20 protein-coding genes are annotated in these 22,349 nt (G+C 66.2%); 8 read left to right on the top strand and 12 right to left on the bottom strand.

All coding sequences use genetic code 11. The features are described from left to right. Positions 1-71: 71 nt before the first annotated feature. The gene (locus AKJ09_RS23530) at positions 72-1,025 is read right to left on the bottom strand and encodes a TIGR01777 family oxidoreductase (protein ID WP_146649453.1); all 954 of its coding nucleotides are present in this window, start codon (positions 1,023-1,025) and stop codon (positions 72-74) included. Between the two features lie 226 nt (positions 1,026-1,251). On the opposite strand from AKJ09_RS23530, the gene AKJ09_RS23525 reads away from it, so the two are divergent. After that, positions 1,252-2,274: a hypothetical protein gene (locus AKJ09_RS23525; protein ID WP_146649452.1), complete on the top strand. Its 1,023-nt coding sequence runs from the start codon at positions 1,252-1,254 to the stop codon at positions 2,272-2,274. 10 nt (positions 2,275-2,284) lie between these two features. Here the strand turns inward: AKJ09_RS23525 and AKJ09_RS23520 are convergent, their stop codons facing one another. The 4 genes from AKJ09_RS23520 to AKJ09_RS23505 all read right to left on the bottom strand — a co-directional run bounded on the left by AKJ09_RS23520 (position 2,285) and on the right by AKJ09_RS23505 (position 6,079). Then, on the bottom strand, positions 2,285-3,043 hold the full coding sequence (locus AKJ09_RS23520) for an ABC transporter ATP-binding protein (RefSeq protein ID WP_146649451.1): 759 nt from the start codon (positions 3,041-3,043) through the stop codon (positions 2,285-2,287). Beyond that, on the bottom strand, positions 3,043-3,813 hold the full coding sequence (locus AKJ09_RS23515) for an ABC transporter ATP-binding protein (protein WP_146649450.1): 771 nt from the start codon (positions 3,811-3,813) through the stop codon (positions 3,043-3,045). Before AKJ09_RS23515 ends, AKJ09_RS23520 begins: the two co-directional genes overlap by 1 nt. 5 nt (positions 3,814-3,818) lie before the next feature. Further along, positions 3,819-5,078, bottom strand: coding sequence for a branched-chain amino acid ABC transporter permease (locus AKJ09_RS23510; protein WP_146649449.1), 1,260 nt, complete (start codon positions 5,076-5,078; stop codon positions 3,819-3,821). A gap of 152 nt (positions 5,079-5,230) precedes the next feature. Continuing rightward, entirely contained in the window at positions 5,231-6,079 is an 849-nt protein-coding gene (locus AKJ09_RS23505; RefSeq protein WP_146649448.1) for a hypothetical protein, read from the bottom strand. Positions 6,080-6,120: 41 nt separating this feature from the next. On the opposite strand from AKJ09_RS23505, the gene AKJ09_RS23500 reads away from it, so the two are divergent. Further along, positions 6,121-6,876, top strand: a complete 756-nt coding sequence (locus AKJ09_RS23500) for a hypothetical protein (protein WP_146649447.1) — start codon at positions 6,121-6,123, stop codon at positions 6,874-6,876. Between the two features lie 44 nt (positions 6,877-6,920). Here the strand turns inward: AKJ09_RS23500 and AKJ09_RS23495 are convergent, their stop codons facing one another. Beyond that, positions 6,921-8,450 (bottom strand): alkaline phosphatase family protein, encoded by a 1,530-nt coding sequence (locus AKJ09_RS23495; RefSeq protein WP_169927792.1) that lies wholly within the window; start codon positions 8,448-8,450, stop codon positions 6,921-6,923. A 71-nt stretch (positions 8,451-8,521) separates the two neighbouring features. On the opposite strand from AKJ09_RS23495, the gene AKJ09_RS23490 reads away from it, so the two are divergent. Then, positions 8,522-9,847, top strand: a complete 1,326-nt coding sequence (locus AKJ09_RS23490; protein ID WP_146649445.1) for a phospholipase D-like domain-containing protein — start codon at positions 8,522-8,524, stop codon at positions 9,845-9,847. Here the strand turns inward: AKJ09_RS23490 and AKJ09_RS23485 are convergent. The 5 genes from AKJ09_RS23485 to AKJ09_RS23465 all read right to left on the bottom strand — a co-directional run bounded on the left by AKJ09_RS23485 (position 9,786) and on the right by AKJ09_RS23465 (position 14,838). After that, entirely contained in the window at positions 9,786-10,235 is a 450-nt protein-coding gene (locus AKJ09_RS23485; RefSeq protein WP_240488566.1) for a CoA-binding protein, read from the bottom strand. The two genes, AKJ09_RS23490 and AKJ09_RS23485, sit on opposite strands and share 62 nt — an antisense overlap. 5 nt (positions 10,236-10,240) lie before the next feature. Then, positions 10,241-10,966, bottom strand: a complete 726-nt coding sequence (locus AKJ09_RS54975) for an SIR2 family NAD-dependent protein deacylase (protein ID WP_146649444.1) — start codon at positions 10,964-10,966, stop codon at positions 10,241-10,243. A gap of 27 nt (positions 10,967-10,993) precedes the next feature. Next, positions 10,994-12,712 (bottom strand): hypothetical protein, encoded by a 1,719-nt coding sequence (locus AKJ09_RS23475; protein WP_146649443.1) that lies wholly within the window; start codon positions 12,710-12,712, stop codon positions 10,994-10,996. Positions 12,713-12,847: 135 nt separating this feature from the next. Further along, complete coding sequence (locus tag AKJ09_RS23470) at positions 12,848-13,390, bottom strand: hypothetical protein (protein ID WP_146649442.1); 543 nt, start codon at positions 13,388-13,390, stop codon at positions 12,848-12,850. 83 nt (positions 13,391-13,473) lie between these two features. Continuing rightward, a complete protein-coding gene (locus tag AKJ09_RS23465; protein WP_146649441.1) occupies positions 13,474-14,838 on the bottom strand; it encodes a sigma 54-interacting transcriptional regulator in 1,365 nt (454 codons plus the stop codon). A gap of 251 nt (positions 14,839-15,089) precedes the next feature. On the opposite strand from AKJ09_RS23465, the gene AKJ09_RS23460 reads away from it, so the two are divergent. Genes AKJ09_RS23460 through AKJ09_RS23450 form a run of 3 tightly spaced genes read left to right on the top strand, consistent with a single transcriptional unit; the run spans position 15,090 to position 18,416 of the window. Beyond that, positions 15,090-16,562 (top strand): serine/threonine-protein kinase, encoded by a 1,473-nt coding sequence (locus AKJ09_RS23460; protein ID WP_146649440.1) that lies wholly within the window; start codon positions 15,090-15,092, stop codon positions 16,560-16,562. Then, positions 16,559-17,590, top strand: a complete 1,032-nt coding sequence (locus AKJ09_RS23455) for a hypothetical protein (RefSeq protein ID WP_146649439.1) — start codon at positions 16,559-16,561, stop codon at positions 17,588-17,590. Before AKJ09_RS23460 ends, AKJ09_RS23455 begins: the two co-directional genes overlap by 4 nt. Before the next feature lie 16 nt (positions 17,591-17,606). Beyond that, positions 17,607-18,416 (top strand): hypothetical protein, encoded by an 810-nt coding sequence (locus AKJ09_RS23450; RefSeq protein WP_146649438.1) that lies wholly within the window; start codon positions 17,607-17,609, stop codon positions 18,414-18,416. 237 nt (positions 18,417-18,653) lie between these two features. On the opposite strand, the gene AKJ09_RS23445 is transcribed toward AKJ09_RS23450, so the two are convergent. Further along, positions 18,654-19,511, bottom strand: coding sequence for a hypothetical protein (locus tag AKJ09_RS23445; RefSeq protein ID WP_146649437.1), 858 nt, complete (start codon positions 19,509-19,511; stop codon positions 18,654-18,656). Between the two features lie 511 nt (positions 19,512-20,022). Here AKJ09_RS23445 and AKJ09_RS55625 point away from each other — a divergent pair. Then, complete coding sequence (locus AKJ09_RS55625; protein WP_275936643.1) at positions 20,023-20,145, top strand: hypothetical protein; 123 nt, start codon at positions 20,023-20,025, stop codon at positions 20,143-20,145. Between the two features lie 249 nt (positions 20,146-20,394). Further along, positions 20,395-22,347, top strand: a complete 1,953-nt coding sequence (locus AKJ09_RS23440; RefSeq protein WP_205633785.1) for a hypothetical protein — start codon at positions 20,395-20,397, stop codon at positions 22,345-22,347. The last annotated feature ends 2 nt before the right edge of the window (positions 22,348-22,349 follow it).

The raw sequence follows: 22,349 nt of genomic DNA, 5'->3' as shown, positions 1-22,349 counted from the left end.
ACGCGCGCGCGATCGTCTGCTCGCGCCAAGCCGGATCGAACGGTGCCGCTACGACTTCGAAACGGGCGCGCTCAATGCGAGACGAGATCGGCGAGCGCCGACGTGACTTCGGGGAACACGAACGCGAAGCCGTCGGAGACGAGCTTTCGCGGCAGCGCGCGTTGCCCGCACAGAATGGCGTCCGCGCCTTCGCCGATGGCGAGCTTCACGGCGAGCGCAGGAACGCGAACATGCGACGGACGCTCGAGCGCCTCACCGAGCTTGTGCGCGAAGTCGTTCATGGTGACGGGCTCGGGCGCGGTCACGTTGAAGGGCCCGTCGAAGTTGTCATGCTCCATCGCGTGCTCGAGCGCGCGAACGCAATCGACGATGTGGATCCACGGCACGTACTGACGACCATCGCCGATCGGTCCGCCCATGTACGCGCGGAACGCGGGGATCAGCTTGGCGAGGATTCCGCCGCGTGTTCCGAGCACGATGCCCGTTCGTGGATGACACACGCGAACGCCAGCGAGTCGGGCGGGCTCGGCCGCCGCTTCCCACGCGCTCGTGAGCCGAGCGAGGAAGTCGTCCCCACCGGGGTCTTCCTCGGCGACGACGTGCTCGCCGCAATGCAGACCGTAGTGTCCGATCGCCGAGCTGCTGATGAACACTCGAGGTCGCTTCGACGCGCCCGCGATCGCATGGGCGAGAAGCTCGGTCGAACGAACGCGGCTCGACCAGATGACTTCTTTGCGCTCGGGCGTCCAACGCTCGTCGAAGATGCCTGCGCCCGCGAGGTGAATCACGGCGTCGGCCCCCTCGACGCACGTCATCCAGTCCCCCTCGCGCTCGGGGTTCCACACCGTAAGTTCGAGCTTGCCGGCGCCGTGCCAGCACATGGGGCGAGGACCGAGCATTTGCTCGTGCCCGGGGGGCATTCGCCCGCCTCGGGTAAGCACCACTACGTCATCGCCACGCTCGGAAAGCGCTCGTACGAGCTTCCGCCCGATGAACCCGGTACCTCCAGTGACGACGATGCGCACGACTCTCTAGGATGCCGGACCCGCATGGTCCGTCCCACATCTTTTGCTGGGGTGTCAACACAAGCCAGCGAGATCCGCACGAGACCGTAGAAAACTGCATCGTCTGGGCGGGAGGGGGGCTGAGCCGGACGCGCTCGGTGGGGGGCCGGACCGACCCGAGCCGCTTATCGAACCAAGGAATTCCCCGGTCCTGGCCAGTCGAGGTAACCTGCCGGAAATGGGCGTGATGCGCAAAGTGCGCTGGACGATTGGGGGGCTTGCGTGCGTCGCCGCGGGCACGTTGCTGGGGTGCAAGCACCAGAGCTTGGAAGACGCCGAGACCCAGAAAGACGTGCGATGGCTTGCCGATCAGGGGACGCCTGAGGCGATCACGGCGCTCGGCCGTCTGGCCGACACGACCCCAGCCGCGGTCACCGCGCTCGAGGCGCGGGCCAGCACGGACCTGAACGTATATATCGCTGCCTGGCAGGCGGTGACCCGCAAGGCCGCGTGGGGAACGACGATGTTCCGCTCGGCCTTGGGGGATCCCTCGAGGGCCGATCTCGCGGCGACGGCGATGCCGCGGCGGGATGTCCTGCTCGCGCCTTTCGCAGGCGACATCGAAAACGCCGTGACGCGCCTCGCGGCCGGACGCGCAGGCGGCGTGCTCGCCGGTCTGCTCGCAAGCATCGGGCCGCAAGCCCACGCCGCGGTCGAGCGGCGCCTCGTCGATCCCAAGACGAGGGGGGCGATGTGCGACGGCATCGGCATGCCCGATGCGAGCGGCGACGCCAAATCCTTGCTCCTCGCGGTCGCGCCCGATGCTCGTGACCACGCGACCTGCGTGAACGACGTCATCGCGATGGCCGGCACGGAAGACGTCGTGCTCGATTGGCTCGGTACCGGCGCCGAGCCGGGCCTCGTCAGCGCCACCGCGAAGAGCACCCTCGCCTGCCCACGCCTCGGAGTGATCTGGCAAAAGGCGCTCACCACGCGTCCCGAGGCAACCTTCGCGGCCCTCACGGTCCCGCTTCAGGCCTCGATCAGTCGCTGCTCGCGTGAGCTCGACTCCATCCTGGCCGACGTCCTCGCCAAAGCGCCGCGCGCACGTGGTTGCATTGTACAAGCGATCGACCCGTACGGCGGAGAGCTCGCCGACATGAAGAACACCTGCACCGTGATCAAGCAGGGCTGGGCGCGCGGCGAAACGGCCCGCACGCGCGAGCGCATCGGCGAGGCCCTCTCGCACGGCTGCCGCTTCGCAAAATAGTCCGGACGGCTCAACCGCCCAGGTAGGCGGCCTGGATCTCTGGATCCTTGGCCAGCACCTTCGACTCACCGGACAGCGCGATTTCCCCGGTTCGGAGCACGTACGCGCGATGGCTCGAGGCGAGCGCGATACGCGTGTTCTGCTCGACGACGAGGATGGTGACCCCCGAAGCGGCGATCTGCTTGATGGCTTCGAAGATCTGCTGGACGAGCTTCGGCGCGATGCCGAGCGAGGGTTCGTCGAGCAGGAGAAGCGTGGGGCGCGCCATGAGCGCACGACCGATGGCTAACATCTGCTGCTCGCCGCCGGAGAGCGTGCCGCCTTCTTGCGTCATGCGCTCGCCGAGGCGAGGAAAGAGCTTGGTCACGTCTTCGATCGTCTCGCGCATCGTCTTCGCGTCGCGATGGAGATACGCGCCGAGCTCGAGATTCTCGCGCACGGTCAGGTTCGGGAAGATGGCGCGACCTTCGGGCGCGAGCGAGATGCCGGCGGCCACGAGATCTTCGGTTGCCTTGCCCACCAGAGGCTCCCCGCAGAAGCGAATCGAACCGCTGGCGAGCGGAAGGAGCCCGGCGATCGCCTTCAGCGTGGTCGTCTTGCCGGCGCCGTTTGCGCCGATCAGGGCGACGATCTCGCCGGGAAACACCTGGAGGCTGATGCCCTTGAGCGCCTTGATGCCGCCGTAGTTGACGCGGACGTCGTCGAGCGCGAGCAGCGGCGTGCCCTCGGCGAGCTTCGGTACGGCGCGGGTAGGATGAGCAACGCGCATCAGGACGCCTCTTCCACTTCGCCAAGGTAGGCCGCGAGCACCTTCGGATCCTGACGAACCACCTCGGGCGTGCCGTGCGCGATGGTCTCACCGTGGTCGAGCACGTGGATGTCTTCGCAGACACCCATGACGACCTGCATGTTGTGCTCGACGAGAACGACGGAGAGGTCGAACGTATCGCGCAGCCAGCGGATCTGGGTCTTGAGGCCCTCCGCTTCGCCGTAGTTCATGCCTGCCGCGGGCTCGTCGAGCAGCAAGAGCTTCGGCTCGAGCATCATGGCGCGCGCAATCTCGAGACGGCGCTGGTTGCCGTACGAGAGCGAGGTGGGAGGCTCCTCGGCCGCGTCGTGCAGGTCGAAGACGCGAAGCAGCTCCATGGCGCGCTGGTACATCGCGGCCTCGTCTTCGTAGTGGACGGGCAAGCGGAGAATCGCGGCGGCAAGGTGCGCGCGCTTCTGGAGCTCGCACGCCACGAGCAGGTTCTCGATGACGGTGAGCTGCGAAAAGAGGCGGATGTTCTGGAACGTGCGCCCGATGCCCGCCTCGGCGATGCGTGCGGGCTTGAGCGGCCTGAGATCTTTGCCGCCGAAAACGATCGAGCCCTGGTCGTGCTTGTAGACGCCGGTGATGAGGTTGAAGACCGTGGTCTTGCCGGCGCCGTTCGGCCCGATGAGGCCGAAGATCGACTTGCCCTTCACGGTGAAGCTGACGTTGGCGACCGCCTTGAGGCCGCCGAAGCTCTTCGACACGTGCTCGAGGACGAGATCCATCGCGCTCAGCCTCCCGTCCCCGTCGGCGCTTCGACGCCGGCCTTGGCCTTTCCGTCGCCCTCCCCCTCGGCAGAAGAAGAAGCCTTGCTCGAGCCGCCCGCGTTCGCGGGGCCTTCCGGCTTCTTGCGCTTCTTCGAGAAGAGCTCGCGTTCACCGAGCATGCCCTCGGGGCGGAGCACCATCAGCGCGATGAGCACCATCGCGTAGATGATCATTCGGAGGGCATTGAGGTCGAGCCACTCCGCGCTGTGCCGGAGATCCTGCACCACGGAGCTGCCCTGGAGGAGCTCGATGGCCTTGACGGTGAAGGTGATGAAGATGCCGCCGATGGCCGAGCCGGTGACGCTTCCCGAGCCGCCGAGGATGACCATCGTGATGGCATCGAACGAGGTCTGGAAGTTGAAGTTGTCCGGGTTGACGATACCGAGACCGTCGCGCATGAGCGCCATCAGGCCTCCCGCGATACCGCCGCCGGCCGCCGCGATGACGAACGACGTCACCTTGTAGCGGGTGGGATCGACGCCGACGGCCGCCGCCGCGATCTCGTCTTCACGCAGGGCTCGGAGCGCTCGGCCCCAACCGCTGAATTTGATGCGCCAGGCGACGACGCCGATGAGCGCCGCCAAGCCGAAGACCCAGAACGGCCCGGCATAAAGCGGGACGCCAGCGTTGTTCACGCCTTGATAGCCGTTTTGCCCACCGAGGCTCGAGAGCGCGGCGGCGATCTTGGTGAAGATGCCGTTGCCCTTGCCGGTGTCGGCCTGGGCGGTGGCGATGACGAGACGGAAGATCTCGGCGAAGCCCAGGGTGACGATCGCGAGGTAGTCGCCGCGCAAACGCAGGCTCGGCAGACCGACGAGGAAGCCGAAGAGGCCGGCCATGCAGGCCGACGCGAGCAGGCAAAGGGGAACGACGACGAAGGAGCGCGCGAAGCTGGGATCTCCGCCGCCGAACGACTGATGCATGTTCGAGGCGAGCACCGCGCTCGTGTACGCGCCGATCCCGATGAAGCCCGCGTGGCCGATCGAGAACTGACCGGCCATACCGTTGATGACGTTCAGGGAGAGCGCGACGAGGACGTTGCAGGCCGCCAGCATGAGCAGCTGACGCACCGAGCTGTCGGGGACGATGTCTTTCAGGAAGAAGTCGAGAAGAACGACAAGGACGAGAACGCCGAGCACCACGAGCGCCCGCTTCGTGCTGAACGAGCCTTTTGCACGCCCGGGACGGGCCGTCGAAACAGGCTTCTCGGCAGACTTCCCCATGGTCATCCTGAACCCGGTCGGCCTTCTACCCACACTTTGGACGTGGGGAAAGGCTGGAGTACCGACGGGTGCACCGACCCTGAAGGCACGTTCACGTGTGGCTTCGGACTCGAAGAATGGCGCACGTCCCTAGGCGAGTAGGCGGGCCGAGGTTATTTGACGACGCGAAGGTAGGGCGGGAGCTCTCGCTTCGGTCGCGAAGTCGTCTCTCCGCGCTGCGGAGAAGGCGCCGGAACCGGCACGGGCGTGGGCACGCTGATGGGCAGCCGGGCCTGCACCGGCTCCAGCTCCCCCTGCTTCTCGCGCTTGTCCGCCTTGGCGGCCGCCTTGTCAGCCTTCTCGGTCTTCTCGACCTTGTCCGCGTCCAGCTTCTCGGCCGCGAGCTTCTCGGCTTTGTCGGCCTTGTCTCCGGTCTTGTCGATCGGCACCGGCGACGAGGGCGCCGGCGGCGGGACGGCCACGAGGACAGGACGGTTCTCGTCCTTCTTCTTCTTGCCGGCCTTCTTCGAACCGGCGCCCTTACGCTCCGGCTCGGGGCCCGTTTCGGCGAGCTTCGAACGGCCGCGAGCGCGGCCGGCCGCGGGACGCAGATCGCCACGCTCGCGCGGGCTTTCGACGGCGCGAACAGGCGCTCCTTCGGCAGGCGTAGGACGCCCCGCGTCATCCACGACGTGGACCGCCAGCTCGTGCGGGACGTCGTCCGGCCAGACCATGCCGCGGCCGTCTTCACCGACCATGGCGAACACGCTCGACCACGGCACGACGCAGTAGAAGGGCGAGCGGTTGAACGAAAGCGTACAGCTCATGCTTTCGTCGTCCAGGCGGAGATCCGGGATCGGAACCGGCATGTTCAGCCCGATCTTGAGGATCAGACGCGGCTCTTTGCGGAACTGAGGAGGAACGACGACACCCTGCGCGCGGGGATCGAGGTAGACGTCGACGTTCGATCGCTCGAGGAGCGCGAGCGCGACTTCCTTCTTTGGCGGCAGCAGTTGAGTCATCGGCCCCCATCCCTTCTAGCGCGGGTCGGCTCCATCTGCCAGTGTCGCGCGCGGCAATGCGACGTGAGGTCATCGTAGAGAACGCGGTCAATCCGAAGGGCGATCTCCAGAAAACGAGGCGAGAGTCGAGCGAGGCTCACTTCACCCCCCGTTTTTTGGAGATCGAGCTCACCGTTCCGAGCATGCCGCGCGTGGTCGGAGGCGACGTCTTCGACGCCTGGTCGTGGTCCGAAAGCGACGTTCTCACCTGGCGACGGCCGCTTTCGAAGTCCTCCCCCTCGGCCGCCCTCGACACCTCGGCGCCCATCGACGGGTCGAACCCTGCCGGGCTCGTGTTCGTCATGCATGCAGAATGCACCTTCTTACCGCGCGAGCTCGCGAAGCTCCACGCGTCCGGCTACGGCCTCGACGAGGAATGGGCCCTCGCACCGTATGCCATCGACGACGCGACCGACGAGCTCTTCGCGAACCGCGTGCGCCCGCGCGACGTTTTCTGGCTCGCCGCGCCCGATCTGCACGCGCTCGTGTGGGGCTTGCACGACTGGGTGCACTTCCACAACCACGGGCCGTTCGACGATCCGCCCGCGACCGAGCTGCAGTGCGATCTCGTCGCGCTCGCCTGGCTGCGGGCGAACCGCGACCGCATCGGGCTCGGGCAGGATGTCGTGGACCGCGTGGCACGCGAGCTCGCTGCCCTCACACGACGGCGCTTCGGCGATGCGGGCAGGCCGATGCCCGTCGACGACGTCGAGGGCCTCTTCGCCGCCCCCTACCCGTCGTCGATGGTCTACGGCTGATCGAGCTTCGAGCTGATTCTCGACCGAGAATCGTGCTCGCCCATTTAGCGCGGTCCGACGATGCGCACCGCGCCGAGGCGTTCGGCGTGACCGAGCCACTCGGCGATGCGCTCGCGGTGAGGCCGCGTGTCGAGTCGCGAGGCGAGCCCTCGTTCGACCAGCTCTTCGAGCATCGGCTGGCTGCTCGGTCCGACACCTCGCTCGAGCGCGGCAGACAAGGTCATCGCCGTCTGCGGCATGCCGGTGGGCGGGGGCGCGGGAGCCTTGTTGCGAACCTTGTCCGGATCGATGCAATCGGCGAGGTCGTTCGCCGTATCCATGCGCTTCGAGAGGCTGTCGATGCCGAAGCGCGTCTTGACCGTGGCCGCCACTGACGTGTGATCGAACTGCGTCTGGCTGACGTACCCCTTCTTCACCATCGGGCCGATGACGAACGCGGGCACGCGGAAACCGAACTGCTGGAAGTCCGGGTCGTCGTCTTGCGCCTTCGGCGGAGGAACGTGATCGAAGAAGCCGCCGTGCTCGTCGTAGGTCACGATGAGGAGCGTCTTGTTCCAGGCCGGGCTCTCGGCAAGCGCCTTGTACACGCTCGCGACGAACGCCTGCCCGCGCTGGATGTCGTGATCCGGGTGATCGTCGCTCGCCTGGAAATCAGGGTCGATGATCGAGAACGACGGCAAGGTCCCGTTCTTGGCGGCCGTGAAGAAGTTCGTGATCGGAGAGGTCGGATTCAGCGAAAACACGTTGGCGACGAAGCCGCCGACGTACCAGCCGACCGAACCGGCCACGTAGTTCTTGTAGGTGACGTTCTTGGCCTTGAGCCGCTCCCAGATCGTGTCCGGCGCGTCGGTGAGGAAGGGCTTGTTGTCCTTCTTGCCCTTCGACGTGGCCGCGTGCAGGTAGTAGCGGTTCGGCCACGTCGGCCCCATCACGCTCGCGAACCAGCGATCGCAGATCGTGAAGTTGTCGGCGAACCAGTAGTAGAGGGGGATCTGGCTCCGGTCGTGGAAGCCCATCACCTGATTTTGCGCATCGCCCGCGTGCGCTTTGACGAAGCCGTCGTTCAGGCCACCGTCGAACTGAGCATGCGCCGCATCCCAGCTGTGCGGCGGATCTTCCGGCGTGAAGTCGTCGAGCTTGAAGACGGTAACCGTGCTGCCGTCCGGCGCGGGATTGCTCTCGGTGCCTTTGAGGCCATCGATCTGCGCCTTGTTCGGGTAGCCCGTGTCGGAGGCGAGCGAGCCGAGGAAGTGATCGAAGGAGCGGTTCTCCATCATCAGGACGACGATGTGGTCGATGCTCCCGAGGAGGTCGGCGGCGGTCAGCTCGGGCGGCGGCCCGCCATCGGCACCGGCGTCGGGCGGCGACGGCTTGCTCGCGTCCGGCGGGTCGTTCGTGGTGATCGGAGGCGTGTCCGCGGGCTCGGCGCTCCCCGGAGGATCGGGCGACGAACCACCGCAAGCCGCCGTGGCCCCGACGAGGCCGGCGCCGAATCCTTGGAGTGCTTGTCGCCGCGAGAGAGGCCCACCGTCTTGCATCACCCAGCTCCGTTCGTCCGGAAGGTAGCCGGACATTGGCATCGGGCCGCCAAGGATGGGTGACGATACGGTTTCGAGACACCCGCGTGACGGCTACAGTGTGCGCCGTGAAAGCGCTCCGAGGCGTGAACCGTTCGTGGACGAGTGCATCGCGAGCCGCGTTTTTCGCGGCAATCGTAGCTTCGATGAACGGATGCGGAGGCGCACGACAAGCCGCGTCACCGCCCGCGAGCGCGGCACGCGAAGCCACGGCACGAGAGGTGTCGGCGGCTTCGATCCAGCTCGTCGAGTCGGCCCCTCTCGAGACCACGCTCGATCGGCCCGACGTTCCGAACGCCGCAGACACCTGGGTGGCGATGATCGACGGGGCCAAGCGCACCCTCGATTTTGCCGAGTTCTACGCGAGCGAAGCCGAAGGCAAAGACCTCGCCTCGAGTCGGCTGACCGCCGTGATCGACGCCACGCTTCGCGCGACCAAGCGCGGCGTGAAGGTCCGCTTCCTCGCCGACGCGTCGTTCCTCTCGAAGTATCCGCAGGTACTGGCCCGCTTCGAGCGCGAAGGGATCGCGGTTCGAACCATCGACTACGGCAAGCTCGCGGGAGGAATCCTCCATGCGAAGTACTTCGTGGTCGATGGCGAGGAGTCGTTCGTCGGCAGTCAGAACTTCGACTGGCGCGCCTTGACGCACATCCAGGAGATGGGCGTACGGGTTCGCTCGAAGGAAATCGCAGGCGCGCTGCTCGACGTCCTCGACACCGATTGGGAGCTCGCCGGTGGAAGCCCGCGCGAGACGCGCGTTCGGCAGCATGCGCTCGCCGACGGCGTGATCGCGGAGCACGGTGAACGGCTCACCTTGGTGGCGAGTCCCAAGGGATGGCTGCCGAGCGAAACGGAGTGGGACCTCCCGAAGCTCGTCGCACTTCTCGACGGCGCCAAGCAGTCGATCGACGTGCAGGTGCTCACCTACAAGGCGAAGAGCCGGAGCGGCGAAGCCTTCACCACGCTCGACGACGCCCTCCGGCGCGCAGCTTCACGCGGCGTGCACGTGCGATTGCTCGTTTCGGAGTGGTCGATCAAGCCGGGAAGCGACGGCCGCAAGGCGCTCGACGATCTCGCGCACGTGAAGAACGTCGACGTTCGCGCCATCGTGATCCCACCGTTCTCGGGCGGAGAGATCCCGTTCGCACGCGTGGCGCACGCCAAGTACATGATCGTCGACGGCGCCCACGGCTGGGTGGGCACGAGCAACTGGGAAGGCGACTACTTCGATCGCACGCGGAACGTCGGAATCATCGCCGACGGCGGCGCACTACCGACGTCGCTCGAACGGTTCTTCGAAGGCAACTGGACGAGCGGCTATGTTTCGCCGCTCAAAGCCCCCGACGACGCATCTGCACCTCGACCAGCAAGCACCGATTCTGCACGACGGTGATGCCGGCCTCGGCCAGGGTCTCGGCGAACGAGTCCTTTTGGATGCCGAGCTGCAGCCACACGCTCTTCGGCTTGGCCGCGAGGATGTCGTCGAGGTGCGCGTCGAGATCTTGCGGGCGTCGGAACACGTCGACCATGTCGATGGGGCCGACCGCGCGCGACACTTCGACGAGTGACCGATAGACCTTGCGACCGAGAATCTCGGTGGCATCGGGGTAATAGACCGGCACCGGCTCCACGTCGTACCCCACGCCTGCCAGGTACTCGGGCACGGTGAACGCAGGCTGTCCCGCCGCCTGCTCGGTTTTGATGCCGAGCACGGCAATGCGCTTGGTCTTTGCCAGGAGATCGGTAATCGCCTGCGGATCGTCGATGACGTTGGGGTGCACGATCGTCAGATGCTCATCGCGGCGAGGATGTCGCTCGCCTTGCCACGAAGGCGATGCTGGTACGAGGAGCTTACCGGGGTGTCTTCCAGATTGATCTCGACCGTCACCGCGCCTCGGCTCATGGCGATGCGCGGCATGTCGGCGGCCGGATAGACCACGCCGGAGGTGCCGACGCTCACGAGCAGATCGCATCGCTGGAGCAGCTCGTGGGCGCGGGCAATGTTCCGGGAATCGAGCATGTCTTCGAACCAGACGATGTCGGGCCGGAAGTACGCGCCGCACGAGCACGTGCGTGGTGACATCGGAACCGAGCGATCGGGACGAACCGTTCCTTCGGCGTCGCAGCGCACGCGCCAGAGGCTTCCGTGGAGCTCCACGATGGGATGCTTCGGCTCCGTATCGCCGACGGCGAGCCCGTGGAGGCCATCGATGTTCTGCGTGATGACGGCGGTATCGGGATGGGAGCGCTGGAGCTCGGCGATGATGCTGTGCCCTTGGTTGGGCTCACGCTCGGCGACGAACCCGCGGCGCTTGTCGTGGAAGTCCCAAACCTTGTTCGGGTTGCGCTCGAACGCGCGCTGGCAGGCGTAATCCTCGTAGTTGTATTCGGTCCAGATTCCGCCTTTGCCGCGATACGTCGGAATCCCGCTCTCGGCCGACAGGCCGGCGCCGGTGAAAAAGACGATGCGCTGGAAGTCGGCAAAACGAACGGGAACGTCGGGGGTACTCATGCGGAGCTCTGTGCGCGTCAGATCACTTCACTTCTTCTGACGACGGAACACCACAGTACGGCGAACGTTCTTCGAGGGCAGGGATTTCTTCCCGGTCGTGAGCGTGACCTTGGCGAGCGGCGCGAGCGGCACGATGCGCGGCGGACCGTCGGTCGCCCATGCCGCGCCGTCGGTCAGCGGGATGACGTACGGCGCTTCGGGCGCGACACTGACGGCGACCACCGCGTCTTCGCCGGCGCGACCGAGGATCTCGACGCCGTTGGGCAGCTCGGTGAGAGCCTCGAGGGTGGTGGGCTCGAACCCCTCGTACTTGAGGTGACGCGCCAGTGCGAAGAGCTGCGTCTCCTCCTTGAGCGCCACGGGATCGTTCACGCCCTGCATCGCGAGAAGCCAGAAGGGCAGCTTCGAGCGCGCAATCCCGCCGACCGCTTCGGGGCCCGAAATGCGCCATTTCGAAGGACCCGAGAAGAGGCAGAGCGACTCGAGCACGTTCGGGCCGAGCGTGGGTTCGCAATACGAGAAGACGTCTTCGCCAGCCTCGGGAGCGATGGCGCCGGGCGTCTTGAAGGAGAGCGAAAACACGCGCGCTTCGGCGCTGTCGACAACGTCGGGCGCAGACGTCGTCGTGACGAGCGCCTCGGGCACCGCGCTCGCGACGAGCAGCTGCTTGGCATTCCACGCGAGGTCGGCGGGAGGAGCACTGGCCAACGCCTTGAGCCCCACTTCGTGAGCAAGCTCCTCGAGGCCTTCGGTGCCGCCAACGCGCGTCGCCGGTGCCGAGAGGATAGTCACTTCGCCCTGGCCTTCGCGCTCGACGCTGACCGTGACCTCGCCCGCGGTGCAGTAGGCAACGCCCTCCAGCCCGGACGAGGCCAAGGCCGTTCCACCGTGCCCGCGAAGCGCGAGCTTCGTTGCGCCTTCGTCCGCGACGGCGAGGAGGCACGACTCCTTCGCCAGGTCGACCACGGCGAACGGCGCGGCGGGCGGGACGGTGGCGACGACCTTGAATCCACTTCGAGCGAGTGGCGCACGCGCGGGTTTGGCCGTGAGCCATTTGTCGTCGGCCGGTTTGACCGGGAACTTCTTCGCGTCGATCCACGCGTCGAGCGACGTCTCGGCGCACGCCTGATCGGTCACGAGCTTGGTGCCCGACGTGAGCGGCGAAAACGCGAAGGCGCGTGAACCGCCGAGGCTCGCCGCATCGATGGAGAGCAGCGCCAGGCCGCCGTCACCGGGATCGGTGGAGACGGCAACACGTTCGCTCTCGCACATGCAGAAGAGAACCGGCCCTGCGCCTTCGGTGGTGCCGGCAACGCGTTCGACCTTGATCGGCTTGTCGTTCGACGACACCGCAAGCAAGCAACCTTGCGGCGCCTGGAGATCGAGCATGCCGGGCTTGGAACGGCTCGACGTCTCGACGACCTCGAACCCCATCGCGCGATACGGAGCGATGGCCTTCTCGACACGACCACCGCGAGCGATCTCGCGCACGACGAGCATACTCACGACGCCCGCTGCGGCGAGAACGGTGACGGTGACGACGCCCATCACGAGCACGCGCGACGAACGACGTTTGCTTTCGACGTTCGCAGCTGCATCCATCGATGCACGACGCCGACTACGCGCCTCTTCGTCTTCTCGACGCGCGCGTTCGTGCTCGGGGTGTCTCCCCTTCAGCACGGACAGCGCGCGCTCGACTTCCGCGAGATCGTCGGGCGTGTTTTTCGGCTTCGGCGGGCCTTGCATACGCGCCCATTCAGGATGCCAGGGACCGCCGGTTCGCGGAAGTTCCTGAGGTCGAGTTCGAGCGTCGACGGCGCGTCGCGCAAAGCGTGAAGGTGCGAGGTCGGTTCCGAGCCGCGCTCGTGGCGCGCGCGGCGCTTATCGAAGGAGGCGGCGAACGGCTGGTGACAGAGCCGACGACTCGGGACCCCCAGTTTCCGGCTCGATCACGTCGAGGACGTCACGGTCAGCTTCCGAGTCCAGCTCCAGATACGGCCCTCCGTCTTCCTCGTCGGAGACCTCGTCTTGGGCGTCCATGTCGATGTACTCACCTGTCGTCGCAGTGGCGATGAACTCCTCCGCGAACGACTCCGCGTCATCGGGCCCGATGTGGCTTCCCTCCGAAGGGTCCGGCACGAACGCATCCGCGTCGTCGGTTCGGTGGGCCTGCTTGCGCACCGCTCGAATCGCCGGATTCAGGGGGATCCCCATATCGATCGGACGCGGCTCGACCAGAGGAGGCGCATCGAGACGCTTGTGGTTCGAATCAGCAGCCATAGGCAAGTTCTCCTGACTCTTCTTCGTATCTCGCCAATCGCGCTCGCGCGAACGTCGTTGGCCTTCAGGTTCGCAGGCTCGACACTGCAAGCAGCAGGCCTTACGGGCGCGCTCGCCCTTGTAGAAGTAACGACGAGCCCGCATGAGATTCATTCCCGGAGACGCGCAGGAGCTCTACGTTCAGGCTCCGGGAGGTGCAGCGCACCGCCCCCTCCTCGACGTGAACGTCAGCGAGAAGCCGTCCGCGGCCGTGGGATCCGCAGATCGATCATCCAGCTCTGCAACGTGCGTCGCGAGATGCCGAGCAGCTCCGCCGCGCGCGTCTGGTTGTGCAGCGTGGACTCGAGCGCCTCGAGCACCCGTTGGCGACGAGCAAGCCTCTCGGGCGAGAGCCCCTCGATCTCGGCCCCTCCCGCCCGCGCTGTCGACGCCGCGACCGTTGGCGCTCCGCCGCCGCCGCCCGCCGACACCATCGCGTCGAAGCGAAGGTCACTCGCCTCGAGGCGAGGCGTCTTGCAGAAGAGCACGCTCCGCTGGATGACGTTCTTGAGCTCGCGAACGTTGCCGCTCCACGTGTGCGCGACCAGCGCAGCCATCGCGGCGTCGGAGAGCGACGGGGCAGGACGGTTCGCCGCCGCGGACGCGATCGCAATGAACCGCTGCGCGAGCGGTAGGATCTCGGACGCGCGGTCCCGCAGGGGTGGGATGCGGATCGACACGCCGTCGAGCCGGAAGAACAGGTCCTCACGGAACGCGCCGGACGCGACGCGCGCGCGGAGCTCGCGGTGCGTCGCGCTGACGAAGCGAACGTCGACCTTGCGCGGCCTGAGCGCGCCAACACGCGTCACTTCGCCACTCTCGAGCACGCGGAGAAGCTTCGCCTGCGTCGGCAGCGGGAGCTCACCAACCTCGTCGAAGAACAGCGTGCCTCCCGACGCGGCCTCGAGCAGCCCAGGCTTGGCCTGTGTCGCTCCGGTGAACGCACCGCGCTCGTAGCCGAAGAGCTCGGCCTCGAGGAGCGACTCGACGAGCGCCGCGCAGTTCACGCGAATGAGCGACTGGTCACGACGCGGCGAGAGATCGTGGATGCGGCGCGCGAACAGCTCCTTGCCAACACCGGTCTCCCCGAGCAGCAGCACGCTGAGCGAGCTGCCCGCAGCCACACGCACAGTCTCGTGCGCCTCGCGCATCGCAGGGTCCTCGACGACCGCCTCCTCGCTCGCCATCGACGCGACCGCCATCGCGCGCGCGTCCTGGAGCGTCAGGAGCACCGAACCGACCTCGAGCGCCGCGCCAGCCGGAAATGCGCCGGGTACCCCCTTCCCGAGCTTCTTGCCCGCGAGCGAGGTGCCGTTCGCGCTGCCGAGATCCTCGATGGTAACCGACTGCTCCGAGAGATCGATCGCCAAGTGCCGGCGAGAGATGGACGAGTGATCGAGGACGATGTCCGCGTAACTGCCACGCCCGAGCACGAGCCGGCCCCGGCTCGGGAGATCGATGAAGACGAGCTTTCCGTCGAGGCTGGCGACGAGCCTCCTTCCGCTCGGGGCGAGCGGACGGACGCTGTCGGTCTTCTGCTCGTCGGAGTTCATGGCTTCGTTCTACCACGCAAGGTCGCTCGTCGTCGTCGCGTGCGGCCCCCACGAGGATCCTGGACGTCCGCCCTCGCACGGCAGGAACCATGCATCATCGAGCGTTGCTGGTGGACGTACCTACATGCTCGAAGGAGCAGCCCGCTCTCACTCTCGTACGCGACAGGCGTCGATGAGCCCGCGTCCGAGTCGGCCACTCGAGAATTCTTCGCGCGACACGTCTGCCGATGTAAAAGATATAGGTTAAGGGGATGTTCGCGGGAGTTGGCACGCGTCATATCGGCCGGTACGCCCTCTACGGAGAGATCGCCAGCGGCGGCGTGGCAACCGTTCACTACGGTCGTCTCCTCGGGCCGGTCGGCTTTTCGCGCACCGTCGCCATCAAGCGGCTCCACTCGCACTTCGCGCGCGATCCCGAGTTCGTCACCGGGTTCCTCGACGAGGCACGCCTCGCGGCGCGCATCCGGCACCCCAACGTCGCGGCGACGGTGGACGTCGTGGCCGCTGAAGGCGAGCTCTTCCTCGTCATGGAATGGATTCATGGAGAGTCGCTGTCCGCTCTCATGAAGCAGTTGTCACAAACCCGCGAGCGCATCCCACCGCACATCGTCGCGAGCATCGCATCCGGCGTTCTGCAAGGTCTTCACGCAGCACACACGGCGACGGATGAGCGCGGCGTCGGGCTCGAGATCGTGCATCGCGACGTCTCCCCACAAAACATCCTCGTCGGCGCCGACGGGATGGCGCGCGTGCTCGACTTCGGGATCGCCAAGGCGACGACACGGCTCACGCACACACGGGAAGGGAGGGTGAAGGGCAAGCTCCCGTACATGCCGCCAGAGCAGCTCTCCGATGGCAAACTCGACGCGAGGGCAGACATCTACGCGGCGGCAGTCGTGACGTGGGAGATGCTGACTGGGCGCCGACTCTTCCGGGCAGAGACCGACGGGGGCATCATCGCAAGCATCTTGCACGACGAGGTGAAGCCTCCCAGCACCTTCGCTCCCAGTATTCCAGCTGCTCTGGAGGCGGCCGTGATGCGCGGGCTCGAGCGCGCCCCAGCCAACAGGTATTCATCCGCGCAAGCGATGGCGCTTGCGATCGAAGCGTGCGGCCCGATCGCTTCGGCTGCGGAGGTCGGAGCCTGGCTAACGAACATCTCTGCCGCCACGCTGGCGGACAGAGCTCGTCACGTGGCGCAGATCGAAGCGGGAAGCAGTCTTGGGATCAACGTCCACGACGCGCTCAACGAGATCACCCCGTCTCAGACGTCGCGCGAGGCGGCGGTCACGCCACCGTCCGCTACCGAGGACGACACGCAGCTCGAGACGGCGCTCGACACGCGGGCATCGGCACCGGAGACGAGACGCTCTCGCCCGTCGAGGACCGCCGCGTTGGTCGGCGTCGCGCTCCTTGTCCTCCTCGGAGCCGCCGGCGCACTCGTCTCGGCCACTCGAAACGTGCAAACCGCACATTCGCCTTCGAGGGCGGCGACCGTCGTCGACACCAGCAAGCCGACGCCTTCTGCGAGCGGCGAACTCACCTCCTTTGCCACCGGCAGCTCCGCCGTCTCGACGTCTCCCGCCAACTCGGTCGCCGTCGCCGGCACATCGAGCGACCCCGTGCCGAGCGCGCGCGTGCGCACCAAGCCGCCTCCTTCCAGCGGAAGGCCGACGAAGGCGCGGGGCCCGTCCGCCTTCGACAATCTGGGAGGACGGGAATGACCTGCGCGGATTTCTTCCAGCGGCGTCGTTCGAGGGGTCTCCTCACGTTGGTGATGCTCGCAACACTCGCGATGTCGAGTGCGGCCGCGGCGGAGCCGTCGGCGAGAGAGCGTGCAGCGGCCGAGGCGATCTTCCGGGAAGCGAAGCAGCTCGCTGCGCAAGGCAAGATCTCCGAAGCTTGCGTGAAGTTTGCCGAGAGTCATCGGCTGGAGCCGAAGCTCGGAACGCTCCTTCACCTCGCCACGTGTCACGAGCTCGAAGGGAAGACGGCGACCGCGTGGATCGAGTTTACCGAAGCCTCTCGCATCGCCGAGCGCACCCGACAACCGGATCGCGAAAAGCTCGCCCGAACGCACGCGCAGGCCTTGGAGGCGGAGCTGCCGACGATTCGTATCGTCGTGAGCCATCCTGTTCCCGGCCAGGACGTGAAGCTCGACGATACACCGCTGACCGAAGGCACGCTCGGTTCGGATATCCCGATCGATCCAGGCGAGCACGTGCTCACGGCGCGTGCCGCGTCGAAGACGCCGTGGTCACGGAAGGTGACGATCGAGCGAGGACATAAGCTCCTCACCGTCGAGATCCCGGCCCTCGAGGACAAGCCGATCGAGGCCTCCCCACCCGTTGCTGGATCGGCTGCCGCCACCCCGCGCAATCCGCCGGATACCGCGGCCGCCCGGGTACCGGCCAAGTCCCGTCGAACGCTGGGATGGGTACTGGTCGGGGCGGCGGGGGTGGGACTCGGCGTGGGGACGTTCTTCGGCCTGCGCGCGGCGTCCGAGGAGAGCGACGCGAACACACTGTGTCCCACGCGGACGTGCCCCACGAGCGAAGGGCTCGATGGCCATGATGCGGCGAGGCGCTCGGCACTTTTCTCCACCATCGGCTTCGGTGCGGGCATCCTTGCAGGCGGTGTGGCGGCCTACCTTCTACTCACGGAGCCACTCGACGCGCCCCGGACGAGTTTGCGTCTCGTGCCGTCCGTCGGAAGGGAAGGAGGCGGGCTCGATGCGGTCATGCGCTTCTAGGCTTGCCGTCGTCGCGATGCTCTCGGTCGTCGCCGGCTGCGGTCTCGTCCTCGGCCTCGAGGACCACGATCTCGACCCGCGCTCGTCGACCGCGGGCGGCGACGCTACGGCAGATGGGGCACCAGACGGGACGCCGGATGGATCGCTCGCCCCGAGCCCCGACGCGGTCGCATGCGCGAGCTCGCCTTCGAAAACATGCACCGCCGTTGGCATGTGCTGTCCCGACGCGACGCCCTTTTGCCGCTTGAACATCGATCTACCGAACAAGACGTTCGCCGTGTCGTGCGCTGCACAGGCCGATGTGCGCCAGATCGGGGAGGAGTGTGATCCGATCGCCGGTCAGTGCGCCGATGGGCTCTCGTGCGGGCTCGTTTATTCGACCAGCGTGATGTACACGTGCGTTCCCCTCTGCACGAGCGACGCGGACTGCGCCCCGTGCGCCGAAGGGCGATGCAGCTACGACACGAAAGCGGGTGGGTTCTGTTCGCATCCGCTCGCGAAGAACTCCACGGTCAAACAATGCGGTGCTTGCGACCCGATGGCGCCGGGGAACGCGTGCGGTGCCGATTATTGCCTTCCGCAGGACCTCACAGGGCCACCGAGTTGCGGGCGAGGCGGCTTCGACACGGGCTGTCACTGGACCGCGGATTGTCCGGCGGGGCAATATTGCATATGTGGGAGCGGGTTTGGTAACGCGTGCGGGTACGCGCCGACGGCTGGTTCGTGCATGAAGGGCTGTTACATCTACGACGTGGGAAAGCCGTGTCCGACCGGCGGGACGTGCACCGCAATTGCTGGGGGCGCGAACTACGCCATTTGCAAATGATGGTGTGCCCGATACGCGTCGCGGGGGCCGGCGGAACGCTGTTCGCCAAGCTCCTCGGCGTGAGTCGACCAACCTCACGGTGTCGCTCGCTCGACTCGATCTTACGAATGGTAGCTCGCGGGTGAGCTTTCGGTCTTCGTCTTGGCGCTTCGGGATCGGAGCCCCTATGGGGAGGCTTCGATTGGAAGGGACGCTTGCATTGCCCCGCGGCCGCTGCGACGCGCTTCGAATACAACGTTATTTGCAAACAGCGTAGTTCGCGCTCCCAGGAATGGCGGTACAGGTGCCGCCCGTCGGACACGGCTTTCCAACGTCGTAAATGTAACAGCCCGCCATGCACGAACCTGCCGTTGGCGAGTAGCCGCAGGCGTTACCAAACCCGCTTGCACACACGCAATACCTCCCTGACGGACAATCCGCAGTCCAGTGACAGCTCATGTCGGACCCGCCACCTCGCCCGCAACTCGGTGGCCCTGTGAGGTCCTGCGGAAGGCAATAGTCCGCACCGCACGCGTTCCCCGGGGCCATCGGGTCGCAAGCACCGCATTGTTTGACCGTGGAGTTCTTCGCGAGTGGATGCGAGCAGACCCCACCCGCTTTCGTGTCGTAGCTGCATTGCCCTTCGGCGCACGGAGCGCAGTCCGCGTCGCTCGAGCAGAGAGGAACGCAGGTGTACGTTACGCTCGTCGAATAAACGAGCCCGCACGAGAGCCCGTCGGCGCACTGACCGGCCGTGGGATCGCACTCATCACCGATTTGGCGCTTATCGGCCTGCGCGGCGCACGACACGGCGAATGTCTTGTTCGGCAGATCGATGTTCAAGCGGCAAAAGGGCGTCGCGGCGGGACAGCACATGCCGACGGCGGCGCATGTTTTCGACGGTGAGTTCGCGCACGCGACCGGCCCTCCGTCGCCTCCGTCCCGCGCGTCCTCAGCGTCGACACCACCATCTCGAGCCGCATCCTCGGCGTCGGTACGACCAACTCGAATGGACGCGTCGTCGTTCCCCGCCGTGAGCGTCTCGAGTGAGCGGAAGCTGCAAGCGCTCGCCACCATGAGTGCTGGCAGACCGAACACCAGCCACCGCAAATGCATCGCGCCAGCTTCTCAGATCTCACGGCGTGAGACCAACACTTCATCCGGACATCTCCAAGGCACCTCATCTCAACTTCTCAATTTGAGAAGTGTGATCTCAATTCGAGCAATCGCGTTTCGTGAACCGAGTACCCCGGCTCGCAGCTCGTCTCGCAAAGACGCGCCGCATCCGCATCGAAAACGATGCCACTCGTGAATCGATGTAGCTTGCCTCACAGCTCCTGAAACGCGCGCGCTGGTTCGGCGTGTGGAGCTGGCGCGATGCGTGCAGTGCGGCGGATTGCTTAATGCGATCTCTTCTTGGTCATGGGTATGTGCTCTGCGCCGTACTCGCCGCCGCGGCATGCAGCACGACTGACGCGAGGTCGGGCGCGGGGTCGGACGCGCTCGATGAGAGCAGCGACGGAGCTCCCGATCACGCCGCCGACGCCCTTTCCGACGCGAGCGCATCTGGTCTTGGGATCCGGACGCCGACGTCTGGACCCAAATCGCGACCACGGGGGTCAAGCCCGTGACGTCGGCTACCAACGGCGGCGGCATCCACTCCAAGTGCGGCTACATCCCGTCGCTCGGACTTCTGTTTGGCGTCAACAACGCCGATCGCGGAGTGTGGGCGATACGCCCGTCGCCATGACACTCGGCTGCCCCCATCTGGCGAATACGAACATAGGATACACGAATGACAGGCGACCTCACCAAGCATGTACGGCGTCGAAGTTTCGGGCTTTGTTTGCTTGCCGGGGCACTACTGGCCGTTAGCGCTTGCTCGAGCGACGACGCCCCCGGTACCGCGAATCGTTTATCACCGGACGACTCGCTCGATGGCTCCGCCCCCTCGCCCGATGGATCCATACCCGCCCCCATAGGCTCGACGCTCGCGCGTGTGACCTTCGTCGACTCGGGCAGCGGCGGCAGCAACGTGATCGTTGGTTTCGGCCACGCGTTCGCCGCTGGCGACGTGCCAGCCGGGGTCACGCTCGCGGGGCGTGACAAGGACGGGAACGGCGTTGCACTGCAGGTCGACAAGAAGGCGACCTACGCCGATGGATCGCTTCGTCACGCGGTCATCACTGCGAAGCTGCCGACGGTCGCGGCGGGGGGACGTTTCGACCTCGACCTCGTTTCGGCTGCTCCGGCAGCGAGCGCTCCCGGCCTCGATCTCACGACGTTGGCGAACAGCGGTTTCGACGCCGAAGTCCGTATCAAGGTCGACGGCACCGAGTACGCGGCGTCGGTCAAGCCACTGCTCGCCGTGGCTACGTCGACCTGGCTCGACGGTCCGCTCGCCAAAGAGGCGCTGCTCGCCGCACCGCTCAAAGACTCGAACGGCAACGTGCACCCGCAGCTCGCGGCTCGCTTCCAGGTACGCATGGACGCGGGCGGTAGCGCACGTGTCGATGTCATCGTCGAGAACGACTGGGCCTACGCGCCCGCGCCCAGCGCCTATACGTACGATCTCACCATCACGGTCGGTGGGAAGCAGGTCTACAGCAAGACCGCCCAACCGCATTACGCGCACGCCCGCTGGCGCCAAACGTACTACTGGAACCGTGCCCCCGAGCCCTTCGTGGTGCACGATCCGCGCTACCTCATCAAGACCGGAGCGGTCCCCAACTACGATCCCGCCGTGGTCCCGAGCGCTGCTGCGCTGGAGAAGTGGGCTTCCTTACCGGCCGCTCCGTGGGATCCGATGCAGATCGGCCTGGCCGAGAAATACATGCCCACGACCGGAGGGCGCCCCGACATCGGCCTTCTGCCGGCATGGGCCACGCTTTACCTCCTGTCGATGGATCCGGGCGCGGCGCGAGCCACCATGATGACGGCTGACGGCTCCGGAAGCTGGTCTATCCACTATCGCGATCAAGAGAAAGGCACACCGGTCTCACTCGTCGATTATCCGTACATGACGCTGCTCGGCAACCATGGCGATACGGTGAACCCGAAGACAGGTAAGTCCGAGGCCTTTCCGGCGTGCTCGACCTGCAGCACCCCCTACAGCGCCGACTACGCACACGCGCCCTCGCTCGTGTACCTGCCCTATCTGTTGACCGGCGATCATTACTATCTCGAGGAGATGCAGTTCTGGAGCAACTTCGGTTTGTTCCAGTCAAACCCTGGTTACCGCGATCATGAGAAGGGGCTCCTGCACCCGGATCAGGTGCGCGGTCAGGCGTGGGGTCTGCGCGCTCTTGGTGAGACCGCGGCGTTCACCCCCGACGCTGATCCGATGAAGCAGTATTTCGTCGATCGTCTGAACGACAATATCGATTACTACACCACACACTACGGAAGCGGTCCCGACTCCAACGCTCTTGGCATCATCACCGACGGCGCATACGCGTATGCGAACAACACGGGGATCGCGCCCTGGCAGGACGACTTCTTTACGTCGGCCATCGGGCATATCCTCGAGTTGGGCTTCGACAAGGCAAAGCCGCTCATCGCATTCAAGTCCCAATTCCCGATCGGCCGCATGTCCGCCGATGGCTTCTGTTGGATCTCGGCGAGCATGTACACGATGATCGTGCGTAGCTCGGCGAGCACTCCGGTGTTCACCACCTTCGCGCAGGCCTACGAGGCCTCCGTCGACCCCGCGGTGAGAAGCACCGCGTGTGAGAGCCAGGCGATGGCTGACGCGCTCACGCTGACCAAGCCTGGTGAGATGTCGGGGTACGCGTCTTCCGCGGAAGGCTACCCGGCGAACATGCAGCCCGCCCTGGCGATGGCTGCGCAGTCGGGAGCCGCCGGGGGAGCGGCCGCGTGGGCCAAGTTTGCCGCGCGGCCGGTCAAGCCCGACTACTCGAACGAGCCGCAGTTCGCGATCGTGCCGCGCTGACG

Origin of the sequence: Labilithrix luteola (assembly GCF_001263205.1) — a bacterium.
GTDB lineage: Bacteria > Myxococcota_A > Polyangia > Polyangiales > Polyangiaceae > Labilithrix > Labilithrix luteola.
The sequence above is the reverse complement of the archived record's forward strand: the minus strand, read 5'-3'. Positions and strand labels throughout refer to the sequence as shown.

Coding starts and splice junctions, on each gene's coding strand:
- AKJ09_RS23455 (WP_146649439.1), top strand. CDS start 16,559: ATGACCTGCGCGGATTTCTTCCAGCGGCGTCGTTCGAGGGGTCTCCTC.
- AKJ09_RS23515 (WP_146649450.1), bottom strand. CDS start 3,813: ATGGATCTCGTCCTCGAGCACGTGTCGAAGAGCTTCGGCGGCCTCAAG.
- AKJ09_RS23520 (WP_146649451.1), bottom strand. CDS start 3,043: ATGCGCGTTGCTCATCCTACCCGCGCCGTACCGAAGCTCGCCGAGGGC.
- AKJ09_RS23495 (WP_169927792.1), bottom strand. CDS start 8,450: ATGTCCGGCTACCTTCCGGACGAACGGAGCTGGGTGATGCAAGACGGT.
- AKJ09_RS23460 (WP_146649440.1), top strand. CDS start 15,090: ATGTTCGCGGGAGTTGGCACGCGTCATATCGGCCGGTACGCCCTCTAC.
- AKJ09_RS23465 (WP_146649441.1), bottom strand. CDS start 14,838: ATGAACTCCGACGAGCAGAAGACCGACAGCGTCCGTCCGCTCGCCCCG.
- AKJ09_RS23525 (WP_146649452.1), top strand. CDS start 1,252: ATGCGCAAAGTGCGCTGGACGATTGGGGGGCTTGCGTGCGTCGCCGCG.
- AKJ09_RS23505 (WP_146649448.1), bottom strand. CDS start 6,079: ATGACTCAACTGCTGCCGCCAAAGAAGGAAGTCGCGCTCGCGCTCCTC.
- AKJ09_RS23450 (WP_146649438.1), top strand. CDS start 17,607: ATGCTCTCGGTCGTCGCCGGCTGCGGTCTCGTCCTCGGCCTCGAGGAC.
- AKJ09_RS23470 (WP_146649442.1), bottom strand. CDS start 13,390: ATGCGGGCTCGTCGTTACTTCTACAAGGGCGAGCGCGCCCGTAAGGCC.
- AKJ09_RS23475 (WP_146649443.1), bottom strand. CDS start 12,712: ATGCAAGGCCCGCCGAAGCCGAAAAACACGCCCGACGATCTCGCGGAA.
- AKJ09_RS23445 (WP_146649437.1), bottom strand. CDS start 19,511: ATGCATTTGCGGTGGCTGGTGTTCGGTCTGCCAGCACTCATGGTGGCG.
- AKJ09_RS54975 (WP_146649444.1), bottom strand. CDS start 10,966: ATGAGTACCCCCGACGTTCCCGTTCGTTTTGCCGACTTCCAGCGCATC.
- AKJ09_RS23510 (WP_146649449.1), bottom strand. CDS start 5,078: ATGGGGAAGTCTGCCGAGAAGCCTGTTTCGACGGCCCGTCCCGGGCGT.